13 protein-coding genes are annotated in these 13,078 nt (G+C 60.0%); 10 read left to right on the forward strand and 3 right to left on the reverse strand.

The window, feature by feature from the left end; genetic code table 11:
* The 7 genes from ACVWXW_RS13910 to ACVWXW_RS13940 all read left to right on the forward strand — a co-directional run.
* Window positions 1–242 (forward strand): hypothetical protein (locus ACVWXW_RS13910; RefSeq protein ID WP_457404303.1); only part of this gene is annotated, 242 nt, incomplete at its 5' end.
* A gap of 63 nt (window positions 243–305) precedes the next feature.
* Entirely contained in the window at window positions 306–1,397 is a 1,092-nt protein-coding gene (gene ychF, locus ACVWXW_RS13915; protein WP_011434459.1) for a redox-regulated ATPase YchF, read from the forward strand.
* A 541-nt stretch (window positions 1,398–1,938) separates the two neighbouring features.
* Window positions 1,939–2,808: a dihydropteroate synthase gene (gene folP, locus ACVWXW_RS13920; RefSeq protein ID WP_457404305.1), complete on the forward strand. Its 870-nt coding sequence runs from the start codon at window positions 1,939–1,941 to the stop codon at window positions 2,806–2,808.
* A complete protein-coding gene (gene folB / locus ACVWXW_RS13925) occupies window positions 2,795–3,178 on the forward strand; it encodes a dihydroneopterin aldolase (RefSeq protein WP_414375071.1) in 384 nt (127 codons plus the stop codon). Before folP ends, folB begins: the two co-directional genes overlap by 14 nt.
* Window positions 3,175–3,681 (forward strand): 2-amino-4-hydroxy-6-hydroxymethyldihydropteridine diphosphokinase, encoded by a 507-nt coding sequence (folK, locus tag ACVWXW_RS13930; RefSeq protein ID WP_457384017.1) that lies wholly within the window; start codon window positions 3,175–3,177, stop codon window positions 3,679–3,681. Before folB ends, folK begins: the two co-directional genes overlap by 4 nt.
* A 46-nt stretch (window positions 3,682–3,727) precedes the next feature.
* On the forward strand, window positions 3,728–5,326 hold the full coding sequence (locus ACVWXW_RS13935) for a glucose-6-phosphate isomerase (RefSeq protein ID WP_457404307.1): 1,599 nt from the start codon (window positions 3,728–3,730) through the stop codon (window positions 5,324–5,326).
* 130 nt (window positions 5,327–5,456) lie between these two features.
* Window positions 5,457–6,596 carry a glucose-6-phosphate dehydrogenase assembly protein OpcA gene (locus tag ACVWXW_RS13940; RefSeq protein ID WP_414350034.1) on the forward strand — a complete coding sequence of 380 codons (1,140 nt, stop codon included), beginning with the start codon at window positions 5,457–5,459 and terminating at the stop codon, window positions 6,594–6,596.
* A gap of 439 nt (window positions 6,597–7,035) precedes the next feature.
* On the opposite strand, the gene pheT is transcribed toward ACVWXW_RS13940, so the two are convergent.
* On the reverse strand, window positions 7,036–9,513 hold the full coding sequence (gene pheT, locus ACVWXW_RS13945; protein WP_457404312.1) for a phenylalanine--tRNA ligase subunit beta: 2,478 nt from the start codon (window positions 9,511–9,513) through the stop codon (window positions 7,036–7,038).
* Window positions 9,514–9,704: 191 nt separating this feature from the next.
* On the opposite strand from pheT, the gene ACVWXW_RS13950 reads away from it, so the two are divergent.
* The 3 genes from ACVWXW_RS13950 to ACVWXW_RS13960 all read left to right on the forward strand — a co-directional run bounded on the left by ACVWXW_RS13950 (window position 9,705) and on the right by ACVWXW_RS13960 (window position 12,280).
* Entirely contained in the window at window positions 9,705–10,241 is a 537-nt protein-coding gene (locus tag ACVWXW_RS13950) for a thioredoxin domain-containing protein (protein ID WP_457404309.1), read from the forward strand.
* Window positions 10,242–10,346: 105 nt separating this feature from the next.
* Window positions 10,347–11,273, forward strand: coding sequence for a fatty acid desaturase family protein (locus ACVWXW_RS13955; RefSeq protein ID WP_457404311.1), 927 nt, complete (start codon window positions 10,347–10,349; stop codon window positions 11,271–11,273).
* Window positions 11,270–12,280 (forward strand): alpha/beta fold hydrolase, encoded by a 1,011-nt coding sequence (locus tag ACVWXW_RS13960; RefSeq protein WP_011434449.1) that lies wholly within the window; start codon window positions 11,270–11,272, stop codon window positions 12,278–12,280. The genes ACVWXW_RS13955 and ACVWXW_RS13960 overlap by 4 nt, the downstream gene beginning before the upstream one ends.
* Window positions 12,281–12,297: 17 nt before the next feature.
* Here the strand turns inward: ACVWXW_RS13960 and aroQ are convergent, their stop codons facing one another.
* Entirely contained in the window at window positions 12,298–12,795 is a 498-nt protein-coding gene (gene aroQ, locus ACVWXW_RS13965) for a type II 3-dehydroquinate dehydratase (RefSeq protein ID WP_414344089.1), read from the reverse strand.
* Window positions 12,773–12,904, reverse strand: a complete 132-nt coding sequence (locus ACVWXW_RS13970) for a hypothetical protein (RefSeq protein WP_011434447.1) — start codon at window positions 12,902–12,904, stop codon at window positions 12,773–12,775. The genes aroQ and ACVWXW_RS13970 overlap by 23 nt, the downstream gene beginning before the upstream one ends.
* Between the last annotated feature and the right edge of the window lie 174 nt (window positions 12,905–13,078).

The following is a 13,078-nucleotide window of genomic DNA, read 5'->3' on the forward strand; positions in this document are numbered from 1 at the left end:
TCGGAAGCAGGAACCCGCCGAGACGACTGCGCAAGGAGCCATCCATGCGCAGCGTGGTAGGAATCTCCGGCCTAAAGGCCGGGGAGGATGTCAAAAGACCTCAGCTGCCCAACACTGTGCAGCTGACAAAAAATACAGTTCTCTTGGGAGAGGAGCCGAGGGTGGTGGCGTTGGCGGCGCGGAGCGCTTGGGAGCGGATCCACCGGTTGGGAAAGGGGCGGCAAATGCTAACGTCAGAGTAGGGATCTTTCCGCTGGGCAAGGGATCCCGTTACCCTGGTTTTTGGCTTTTTCCCCAAGATCTGGATGTTGAGAGCTGGAATTGTCGGCCTGCCCAACGTAGGCAAATCTACCTTGTTCAACGCCCTCTGTGAAAATGCCAAAGCCGAGGCGGCCAACTTTCCCTTCTGCACCATTGAGCCGAATGTGGGGCGGGTGGCGGTGCCCGACGAGCGCTTGCAGGTGCTGGCCAAGATCAGCGGTTCTGCCGAGATCATCCCCAGCCAAATCGAGTTTGTGGATATTGCCGGGCTGGTGGCTGGAGCCAGCAAGGGGGAGGGTCTGGGCAACCAGTTTCTCTCCCACATTCGCCAGGTGGACGCCGTGGTGCACGTGGTGCGCTGCTTCCAAGACGAGAACATTGTGCATGTGGCGGGTTCGGTGGATCCCTTGCGGGATATCGGGGTGATCAACTTGGAGCTAGCCTTGGCGGATTTGGCCCAGATCGAGCGGCGCATAGAGCGGGTGCGCAAGCAGGCCAAGTCCGACAAAACCGCCCAACTGGAGTTGCAGGCTCTGGAACAATTACAGGCTGCCTTGGACGAGGGCAAGCCGGCTCGCCTGGTACCCCTCAGCCCAGAAGAAGAGCAGTTGATCAAAGGGTTGGGGCTGCTCACCCGCAAAAAAGTCATCTACGCCGCCAATGTGGCGGAAACGGATCTGGCCAGCGGCAATGCCTGGGTGGAGCAGGTGCGGCAATTTGCCGAGGCGGAAGGGGCAGGTGTGGTGGTGGTCTCAGCCCAGGTGGAGGCGGAACTGGTGGAGCTGCCCCCCGACGAGCGACAGGCCTATCTGGATTCGTTAGGGGTAAAAGAGGGCGGGCTGAAATCTCTCATCCGAGCCACCTACGAGCTGTTGGGCTTGCGCACCTACTTTACCTCTGGCCCCAAAGAAACCCGCGCTTGGACGATTCCAGTCGGCGCCACAGCCCCTCAGGCAGCCGGGGTGATCCACTCCGATTTTGAGCGGGGCTTCATCCGGGCCGAGACGGTGGCCTATGCCGATCTGGTGGCGGCGGGATCCCTGAATGCCGCCAAAGAAAAGGGCCTGCTGCGCAGCGAAGGCAAAGACTACGTCGTCCAGGAAGGGGACGTGATGCACTTCCGCTTCAATGTCTAGTTCCCTATCCTCCTGCATCTCTCAGGCAAGCTGGGTTTTCTCAGAAACTGAAGACTTGCTCCCTGTCTTTAGGCAAAAAGACTTAACCCGCCCTGGACAAGGGATCCCAGCGCAGCTCCGGCTGGGTCTGAGAGGGGGCCTTTTCCTAAGAAAACGGTTGACGCTGTAACGAAACATCACAATAATTGGACTAGATAAACAAATGTTTTAGGGATGTATTGATGGATCTGCTGCAATACGGCCCGATGGCCTGGGTTTACATGGCAATCTTTGCCTCTATCATTTGGTGCATCTGGGGTCGTTCCGAAGACGACATCATGTTCTAGCCAGAGCGGGAGAGCTTCCTCTGTCGGCGGGGGCCATTCCTTGCGCTTGAGCCGGCAGGGGCAGCCTTTCACCAATCGTGGCTCTGTAAGGACGTTGTAAAAAATTTTGTAGAATCCTGTTGGGCTTGCGCCAGCCTTGGGATTGACGGCAATACCATCCTAGGCAGTGGGAGACTTTTCCCCCTGCTTTTGCAACACGGCAGCCTGCAGCGGTTATGGGTGTTACCAGCTTGATCTCCCGACGTCCTCTGCCTGGGGCAGAACAGACGCCAGAGGGCTACCGTCTTTCTTGGCGGGGCGTTGGGGTGATGGGGGTGCTAAACGTTACCCCCGACAGCTTCAGCGATGGCGGCCAGTGGGGATCCCCAGAAGCAGCCGTGCAGGCAGCCGAGGCCATGGCGGCGGCAGGGGCCTTGATGGTGGATGTTGGCGGCGAGTCCACCCGCCCAGGGGCAGATCCGGTGCCGGTAGAAGTGGAATGCGACCGGGTTTTGCCGGTAATTCGAGCTTTGCAGGGATCCGGGATCCCCATCAGCGTCGATACGCGCAGAACGGAGGTGGCGGCTGCGGCTTTGGCTGCCGGGGCGCACATCATCAACGATGTCAGCGGGCTGCGGGATCCCCAAATGATACAGGTCTGTGCCGAAAAGGGGGTGCCGGCGGTGATCATGCACATGCGGGGAGAACCGCGCACCATGCAGCAGCAGACCGACTATGCTGACCTGGAGGGGGAGGTTTTCGGTTTTCTCAGGGAACAGGCAGAGCGGGCCCTGGCAGCGGGCGTGCCCAGCGTTGTTTTGGATCCGGGCTTGGGCTTTGCCAAAACTGCCGAGCAGAATGTAACCCTGCTCAAAGCCCTACCGCGGCTGGTGGCCTACGGCTACCCAGTTTTGGTGGGGGCCTCCCGCAAAAGTTTTGTGGGTAAGCTTTCCGGCATTGCCGTACCTAATCAGCGAGACAGCGCCAGCGTGGCCGTGCACCTGTTTGCAGCCAGCCGGGGGGCTGCCCTAGTACGGGTTCACAACGTGCCGGCTCATGTTTCCGCCCTCGCCACTTGGGAAGCTCTGCACCATGACGCAGGGTAGGCTGGTGCTGCAGGGCCTTGTCTTTCATGCTTACCACGGCCACTGCCCGGAGGAAGCGGTTTTGGGTGGGCGTTTTGTGGTGGACGTGGAGATACGGCTTTCCCTAGCCGAGATCCAAGATGACCTCTCGCGCACGGTGGACTACGCCCAGGTGTACGAGAGGGTGCGGCAGGAGGTGACCGGCCAACGCTACCGCTTGGTCGAGACCTTGGCGGATCAGATCGCAGAGCGGCTGTGGCAGAGCTATCCCCAACTGGAGGCCCTAACTGTGCGGGTTCACAAGCCCCATGCTCCCCTGCCGGGGCTGTTCGAGGATGTTTACGTCGAGGTCGACCGCCGGCGAGCCGTAAGCAGGGCGGAAGCCTCATGAATCGTGACCTGGCCTATGTTGCCCTGGGAAGCAACCTGGGGGATCCGCTGCAGCAGTTGCGCTTGGCTGTGCAGAAGTTGCGCCGGTTGGGAGAGGTGGTGGCCTGTTCCAGTCTCTACCGCAGCCCAGCCCAAGGGGGGCCACCCGGACAGCCTGACTACCTTAACGCAGTGGTGGCGTTGGATCCCTTTCCCCCCTACCAGTCTCCCCTGGAGTTGCTCGGGGCGCTGCTGGCCATCGAGCAGGAGGCAGGACGGGTGCGGCGCATCCGCTGGGAGGCCAGAACCCTGGATTTGGATCTGCTGGCCATGGGCAGCCGCATCCTGAACAGCCCTGAGCTGACGTTGCCCCACCCCCGCATGATGGAACGTGCTTTTGTCTTAGCTCCCTTGGGGGAGATCGCTCCCGACTGGCGTCACCCTGAGACCGGTGTGGGGGTCAAAGAGGCACTCATCAGTTTGGATCAGTCCTGGCTGGAGCGCACAACCCTCGGCTGGGAGTAAGAAAGAGTTTGGTAAGCTGGTTAGGGATTTCGGCAAAAGGGATCCCATGGACAGCCTCGAACTCTGGCAGCGCTACTGCGATTGGCTTTACTACCATCCCGGCCTGGAGATTTTCGTCGATATCAGCCGCATCCGTTTCACTCCCCCTCAGGTGGAAGCGCTACGGCCTCGCTTTGCCCAGGCTTTTGCCGATATGCAGGCTTTGGAGGCAGGAGCCATTGCCAACCCCGACGAAGGCCGCCAGGTGGGCCACTATTGGCTGCGGGCGCCCGAGCTGGCTCCCACCCCTGAAATCCGGCAGGCCATTCAGGATTCCATTGAGCGAGTGGAAACCTTTGCCGAAAAGATCCATCGCGGAACCATCCCGGCCAGCGGGGGGGGACGGTTCACCGAGCTGCTCTGCATCGGCATTGGCGGCTCAGCTCTGGGGCCGCAATTTGTGGCGGAGGCCCTGGCTCCGCTGCACCCCCCCCTGAACATCCACTTCATCGACAACACGGATCCCGACGGGTTTGACCGGGTGCTGGGGCGGCTGGCAGACCAACTGGGGCAAACCCTGGTGATCACCACCTCCAAATCCGGCGGCACCCCAGAGCCCCGCAATGGCTTGGTGGAGGTGAAGCTGGCCTACCAAAAGGCTGGGATCCCTTTTTCTGCGCATGCGGTGGCCATCACCGGCCCCGGCAGCCAATTGGAGCAGCAGGCGCGGCAGGAGGGGTGGTTGGAGGTCTTCCCCATCTTCGACTGGGTGGGGGGGCGCACCTCCGAAACGTCCCCGGTGGGCCTGTTGCCGGCAGCGTTGCAGGGCATTGATATCCGGGCTTTGCTGGCCGGGGCAGCCACCATGGATGAGGCCACCCGCCTGCCCCACCTGGAGCGCAATCCCGCCGCTCTGCTGGCCATGGCCTGGTACATCGTCGGTCAAGGGCAAGGGCGCAAGGACATGGTGGTTTTGCCCTACAAGGATCGCCTGCTGCTGTTTAGCCGTTACTTACAACAGTTGGTGATGGAATCCCTGGGCAAATCCCACGATCTAAACGGCAACCGTGTGGAGCAGGGCATCGCCGTTTACGGCAACAAGGGCACCACCGACCAACATGCCTACGTCCAGCAGTTGCGGGATGGCTTGAACAACTTCTTTGTCACCTTCATCGAGGTGCTTCAGGATCGGGAGCCTGGGATCCCTTCCCCCTTCGTGGAGCCGCAGGTGACCAGTGGCGACTACCTGAACGGCCTGCTGCAGGGCACCCGCCAGGCCCTCTACGAAAACGGTCGCGACTCCATTACCGTGACGCTGCCACGGGTAGATGCCCGCTCGGTGGGGGCCTTGATTGCCCTCTACGAACGAGCCGTGGGCCTCTATGCCTCCCTAATCCAGATCAACGCCTACCATCAACCGGGGGTGGAAGCAGGCAAAAAAGCCGCCAGCGCCGTCTTGGAGCTGCAACGGCGATTGCTAGAGACGGTGCAGGAGCAGCAGGGATCCCTGACTTTGCCCCAACTGGCAGAGAAACTGGGCTGCCCGGAGCGCATAGAAACCCTGTACTGGATTGTGCGGCACCTACACGCCAATGGCCGCGGAGTCCTGTTGACAGGGGATCCCGCCCGCCCCTTGGAGCTGAACATCCAGCCTCGGCCTGCTTGAGCCTCGAGTTTCCTGGAGCAAGTGCGGAGAGCAGGCTTGAGTTGGTCAATCTGTACCTCGCCTTAAGCCCTTCCCGGCCAGCCGACCCGCCTGCCTAGAATCGAGCAAGAGTCCACTCCAGGAGGAGACTATGGATCAATCTGCTGCCGTCCTGCCCCTACAAACCCCGAAAGATGTCTCCATCGAAGATATTGAGCAGGAGCTGAACAAGATCTGGTCTTCCAAAGGAGAGAGCGTTGCCGCCCGCGCTGCCACCTTTACCCTGGTGGTGTACGAATCTCTGGACGATGCGCTGTTGCTGCCTTCCCCCACCGTCGAAGCCATCGCCACCCAGAACCCCTGTCGCGTCATTGACCTGCGAGCCAAACGGGAGGGATCCGCAGACGACGCCATCGAGGCCCAGGTGGCCGCCTACTGTCCGGTGACCCGTGAGCAGCGCAGCTCGTTGGTCTGTTGCGAATACATCACCCTGAAAGCGCCCGAATCGGCCTTTGTGCGGGCCTGCAGCACGGTCGCCTCGCTGCTGATCCCCAACTTGCCCACCTTTTTGTGGTGGCAGGGGGATCTGGATCTGAACAGCTTGCTGTTTCAAAAATTGGTGGCCCTGAGCAATCGGGTCATTGTCGATTCACGGGGCTTTGTCAATCCAGAAGAAGATCTGCAGGAAATCCACCTCTTGGTGGGTGAGGGGCGCCACTGTGGGGATCTCAACTGGCGGCGGCTGCTGCCTTGGCAGGAACTCACCGCCCAAGCCTTTGACCCTCCCGACCGGCGGGAGTCCCTATACCTCGTAGATCGCGTGAACCTCGACTACAAAGCCGGCAATCCCTGCCAGGCGTTCCTCTTCCTGGGCTGGCTGGCCGGTCGCCTGGGATGGACTCCCACAGAGCGGGTTCAGGCTCAAGAACACGATTACAAGATTGACCGCATCCGCTTTCAAACCCAAATGGGCGGCGAGGTGATGGCAGAACTGGCCGCTGTGCCCTTGGCCTCGGAAATCAGCCAGCCGGGGGATCTCATCGGGCTGCGCCTCACCTCCAGCAACCAAGAAGCCGACGCCTGTACTGTGCTGTGCTCCGAAATCACAGGGTGTATGCGCATGGAAGCCATGGGGGGCGCTCAGAGATGTGTGGTTCGCCAGGTGGCTCCCCTGGAGCAGGATTCCCTCGACACCCTGCTGGCTGCCGAGTTGCAGCGGCTTGGCCCCGACTACCTCTACGAAGAAACCCTAGGGGTGGTGGATCAGATGCTGAAGCTGGGCAAAAGCTGAGATCTGCTTCTGGTTTAAGTGACATACTCCCGCACTCATGCTGATGCAAAGCGCTCCGCGCCGCTAAAGCGAGAGAGTGCGGGCTTCAAGGACTCCGTCCCGCTGACGCGAACAGTGACTCCGGTTAGCGCTCCGCGCTGCTAGCGCGAAAAGGACGGGATGCCCCACCACCCTGTACTTGATGTTTATAGCGGCAGTGTATAAAACCCCGCTACTTTTTATGTTTATGGCACCAGTCAAGGACAAAACATCATGTCCCCGCCTTTCATCCCGACTCTCACCCTGGATAGTGTCTAGCCACTAGTCACTAGTCACTAGCCCCTAATAGAGAGCGGGGCTTCCCAGCGGTGTAGCTAACGGGGTGCAGGGGCAATCAGTCCCGCGCCCTGTCCACAGGAAGAGCGCCGGGAGGATGTTATAGTAGCTACAGAGGGGTCGGCTAGCTGCGCAAGGTCACCGGAAATTGTGTTGCCAACTGCGCCCTCACCTGGTTTTGCAGAGCTTCTACCTCCGCATCCGTGAGGGTGCGATCGGGAGCGCGGTACACTAGGCGGAAGGCAAGGCTGCGCTGCCCTGCAGGTACTCCTTGGCCCCGGTACTCGTCGAAAAGCTGCACCGATTGGAGAAGTTCTCCGCCCGCTCGACGGATAACCTTCTCGATCTCACCAACGGCAAGGTCGAGTGGCGCAAAGAAGGCGATATCCCGATCGGCAGCAGGAAAGGGCGAAAAGGGGACAAATTGCACAATGCCCCGTCTCTCCAGGCTTTCCAGCAAGGGATCCAACTGCAGCTCAAACCCATAGACCTGATCTGGCAGCCCCTTTTCCTGACAGAGGCGGGGGTGCAGTTGCCCGAACAAACCGATGCGGGATCCCTCAATCCACAAACTGGCCTGGCGACCGGGGTGCAGCAGCGGCGATTGCTCTTCAGGGGGATCCAGACGAAACTCCGGGCCAAATCCCAGCCGCTCCAGAGCGGAGACCAGCAGCCCCTTGGCCTCGAACCAGTCCATGGGTCGGTTGCGGTGCTGCCAATCGTGGGGATTGGGATCCCCGCCCAAGATACCGCCGATATGCTCAGCTTCCCGGTAAGGGTGGGGGTTGGGGGGAAGGGCATGGGCAAAAACACGACCGATTTCAAAGGCTTGGAGCGGGCCGTTGCCTTGATCCCAGTTGAAGCGGAAGGCCTCCACCAGGCCGGGAAGTAGCGCATTGCGCACGGCTGAATATTCCGGCGAAAGTGGATTGGCAATCCTCACCAAAGATCCATCCTCCTCCGCTGGGCAGAGGGAGATGTGATATACCTCTGTCAGGCCAATGCCGCGCAGCACTTCTCGGATCTGGCGGGTGAACGTTTCCCGCGCCGAAAGGGATCCCACCTGCGGCTCGGTGGGTAGGGTTTCCGAGAAGCGGTCATAGCCGTAGAGACGGGCAAACTCCTCGATGAGGTCGATCTCCCGCTCAATGTCCCGCAGGCGATAGGGGGGAACGGCGACCTGCCAGACGCAGCGGGCCACAGTTGCCGTTTCTGTAGCGGGGGAGAGAGCATCCTGGGAACTGGCCTCTTCGCAACGGGAGAGCTGAAAGCCCAAGGCAGACAGGATCTCTTCCACATCCGCCGCCTGCACCTCGTCCCCCAACACATCGATCAGCCGCGACAGCCGCAATTTCAGGCTGCGTTCCAGGGGGGGCCGCTGGTCAAAGGTGGTGAGGCCGGCCACTGCTCCCCCTGCCAGTTCCAGGATCAACTGCACCGCCCGATCTCGGGCCTGATCGAGGGTGGCAAAGTTAACCCCTCGCTCATAGCGGGTGGAAGCCTCGGTGCGCAGACCTTGAGACCGGGCCGAGCGCCGCGTCACCGCTGGATCGAATAGGGCTGCTTCCAAGAAAATGCGAGTGGTGGTCGAGCCGACCTCGGTTTCTTCCCCTCCCATGACCCCGGCCAGAGCTACCGGTTGGCTGCCGGCCACAATGAGATGACTGTCGGCTTGCAAGGTGCGGGTTTGGCCGTCCAAGGTCTTTAAGGTTTCTCCCGGCTGGGCCAAGCGCACCTCGATGGTGGGTTTTTTCTTGCCCATGACCTGGAGCAGGCGATCCCAGTCGAAGGCGTGCAAGGGCTGGCCCCATTCCAGCAGGATCAGATTGGTAATATCCACTACATTGTTGATGGAGCGCATGCCGGCGGCGGCCAGTCGGTGTTTTAGCCAGTCGGGGGAAGGGCCGACTTTCACCCCTTCGATCAACACGCCACTGTAGGCGGGGCAGGCTTTGGCGTCGGCAATGCGCAACTGAAAGTTGGGGATGGGCTTGGCCTGAAGAGGCTGGACGGGGGGCAGGCGCAGCGGGTTGCGGGTGAGGGCAGCCACTTCGCGGGCGATCCCCACCATGCTCAGGGCATCGGCCCGGTTGGCGGTGGAAGTGAGATCCAGCACCACATCGTCCAAGCCCAAAAGAGGACGCACATCAGAGCCAAGCGGATGGGCCTCCAGATCCAAGTCGGGCGGGAATTCGTGGATCCCTTCGGAAGATTTCTCCAGCCCCAGCTCGGCCAGAGAACAGATCATGCCCTCCGAGATCACCCCCCGCTTGTCGGCTTTGGCAATGGTGAGGGAGAGGGCGGGCAAATGGGTGCCGGGCGTGGCCACTGCTACCAGGATCCCAGGGCGGGCGTTGGCAGCTCCACAGACAATGGTGGCAGGCCGATTGGATCCCAAATCCACCTGGCAAACCTGCAGCTTGTCGGCGTTGGGGTGAGGCTCGGCAGCCAGGATCCTGCCCAAAACCACCCCATCTGCCCAGGTGCGGCGGTCTTCGATCTCTTCCACTTCAAACCCCGCCAGGGTGAGGGCCTCTCCCAGTTCTTCGGGTGAAAGTTGGAAATCCACCAGTTCTCGCAGCCACTTCAAGGAGATGCGCATCGCTGAGCCATCGGTGCAAACGCCGCACCCATTATCGCTCACCTGGCCCTCTTCTCCAGCCGGGATCCCGGCCCAAGATCGTGGGATGGCATAGACCCAGTTCTGGCCGGAACCGGTGGGACAGGGTGGGATGCTAAAACGGTGAAGGCGACGGCTAAGGTCAGATCCAGCGGATGGCAAGGTGAGGAAAGATGAAGGAAGACTGGGCAAAACGGTTGCGCAACGGGTTGATTGCCGCAGTAGCTGTGCTCTTGGCAGCAGGACTGTTTTTGGCTAACCAAGGGCGTCAGGCGGGCAGCAACCTAGAGGCTCTAGCCCAAGAAGCCATACCTTGGGAGCAAGCTCAGGCCAATGGCAAGCCTTCTTTGGTGGAGTTCTACGCCGATTGGTGCACCACCTGCCGAGCGATGGCGCCCCTCCTGGCCAATCTCAAAAAGGAATTTGCCGATCAAGTCAACTTTGTCATGCTCAATGTGGATAATCCCAAGTGGCTGCCGGAGCTGAGCCGCTACCGGGTGAACGGCATCCCTCATTTTCTGTTTTTGGATCGGCAGGGAGAAGTGCTGGGATCGGCGATTGGCGAACAGCCGCCGTCGATTCTGCGAGCCAATGTGTTGGCTCTGGCAACTGGACAGCCCCTGCAGTTGACCAACATCGGGCCGGTGTCTGAGCTGGAGCGGGGCAGGCGCGCCCTCCCCAGTCAGCCGGATCCCCGCAGTCATGGCTAGGAGTTTGGTCCAGGGTTTTGTTGTCTTGGACACAGGCGGAAAGGTCTGGCCTCGGTTTGATATTGGATAACTTCTATCCATTCTCGTAGCTCACAAGAACAGGCCATGGCTGTCGAGACAACACCGATTTTGCCGGATCCGCAACGGTTGATCCCGAGCGAGCGCCTCAGACAACTGAATGTCCGCTCCAATTCAGCCGGGCTCCGGCAGCTTTTGGGACATTTGGCGGTGATGGCGGTGAGTGGCAGCCTGTGGGTGACCCAGAAAGGTGTCAGTGGCTGGATTGCCCTGCCGGCGCTGGTGGTTTACGGGGCCAGTTTGGCGACGATGTTTGCTGCCTTGCACGAATGTGTACACCGCACCGCTTTTGCCAGCCCAAAACTGAATGACGGGGTAGCCTGGGTGGCGGGCTTGCTTTCGTTTTACAACAGCACTTTTTATCGCCGATACCACAAATGGCACCACCGCTATACCCAGATTCCGGGCAAGGATCCGGAGCTGGAGGATCCCAAACCCCAGAGCTGGCCGGAGTATTTGCTCGAGCTGAGCGGCTTGACTTGGTGGATCGGCAAGGTGAAGACCTACATCCGCATAGCCAGCGGCCAGTTGCAAGGCTATCCCTACATTCCTGAATCGGCCCGCCAAGAGGTCATTCGTTCGGTGCGGTTGCAGCTAGGGGTCTACGGCCTTGGGAGCTTGCTCTCCCTTCTGCTGGGGGATCCCTGGATAGTGTGGCTGTGGCTGTTGCCTTTGGCGGTAGGGCAGCCGCTCTTGCGCTTCATTTTGCTGGCAGAGCACACGGGCTGTAGCCAAACCGAGGATCCCTTCTCCAATACCCGCACCACCCTTACCCTTTGGCCGATCCGCTTTTTGATGTGGAATATGCCTTACCATGCTGAGCATCACCTTTACCCCTCCATTCCATTTCATGCTTTGGCCGATGCCCATCAATACCTCAAGCCCCATCTGGCTCATCTAGGGCAGGGGTATGTGCGGGTTCATCGTCAGGTGATTGAACAATTTCAGGCATGACTCACTACACCTGGAGCCTGAACGATTTTCAGCTACAGTGCGGGATCCAACTGCCCCAAATCACGCTCGCCTACGCCACCTACGGGACTCTTTCCCCCCGAAAAGACAACCTGATCCTCTACCCCACCTCCTATGGGGCTCAGCATCCCGACCTGGAGTGGCTGATTCGTCCCGACGGCATCCTCAACCCGCAGCGGTGGTTTATCCTCATTCCCAATATGCTGGGCAATGGCCTTTCCACTTCCCCCAGCAACGATCCAGCCTGTGGCTTGCGGGAAGATGGCTTCTGGTTTAGCCACTGGGACAATGTGCGCCTGCAGGAGAGCCTGATTCGCCAACACTTTGGGATCGAACGCATCCGCCTGATCTACGGCTGGTCGATGGGGGCTCAGCAAGCCTATCACTGGGGATCCCTGTTTCCTGAGCGGGTGGAACGGATCGTAGCCCTCTGTGGCACCGCCAAGACCACAGTTCACAATCGGGTTTTTCTGGAGAGTTTGCGCTCAGCCCTAACTGCCGATCCCGCCTGGAACGGTCGTCGATTTACGGGTGTCCCAGAGCGGGGTCTGCGAGCTTTTGCCCACATCTACGCCAGTTGGGCTGTTTCCCAACCTTTTTTCAATCAAAAATGCTATGAATCCTTGGGGTATGCCTCTCTCGAAGATTATCTAGAGCGAGGCTGGGAGGCCAATTACCGCCGCCGGGATCCGCAGAATTTGCTATCGATGATCGAAACTTGGATCCGCTGCGATATCAGCGACAACCCCATTCACCGGGGAGATTATCGGGCTGCTTTGAGGGCAATTCAGGCCCAAACATTGGTGATGCCCGCCCAGACGGATTTGTACTTCACCCCAGAAGATTGTCGGGCTGAGGCAGAATGGATCCCGAACGCGGTTTACAAGATCATCCCCTCCATTTGGGGGCACCGGGCCGGTAATCCTCATCAAAACCCCGAGGATGAAGCTTTTATTCGCACAGCCGTGCAGGAGTTCCTGGAGAGCTGAGGGCACCTACACAGATCCTACACAGATTGCAGGCGCAGGTGTTGCACCAGAGCCTGTAGCCCCAACAGGTAGCTTTGCGCCCCAAAACCACTGATTTGCCCAATCGCTACGGCGGCGATGTAAGAGTGCTGGCGGAAGGGCTCGCGGCGATGGATGTTGCTTAGGTGGACTTCCACAGTGGGCAATCCTACGGCTGCAATGGCATCTCGGAGAGCAATGCTGGTGTGGGTATAGGCGCCGGGGTTGATCAGAATGCCGACATGCTGCTGGCGGGCACGGTGAATGGCATCGATGAGCACCCCCTCATGGTTGGACTGGAGAATCTCCAGCTTCGCCCCTAGCATTTCTGCCTGCCGATGCAGAGCCTGATCGATCTGCTCTAGGGATACTGAGCCGTAGATGCCCACCTCTCGCACCCCCAGCAGGTTGAGGTTGGGGCCATGCAGTACCAAGAGGCTGAGAGGCTCGCCGCCGGGGGCAATGGCAGTCGGATTAACGACGACGATGGGATCCATCTTCTACCGGAATGGGAGCAGGTTGAGGCTGGGGGTTCCCCAGCAGGGTGTCGATCACACGTTCCACCCATTCCCGGATCTTTTCCAGCACCTTTTCTACCCAATCCATCCGATCTGCCTCGCGAGGTTTTACGAAGGGAGTTTATTCGACGGACTTCTATGATAGCGCTTCTTTCCGAGGGGTGTAGAGGTAAACTACCCGGCTCCGACCGCTAAGCGGTACGGAGCGGGCTTTCAGTAGCCCTGAGCCTGCTCTGCTCTACCAGAGAACAAAACAAGCCCG

It is taken from the genome of Thermostichus sp. MS-CIW-30 (genome assembly GCF_054058015.1).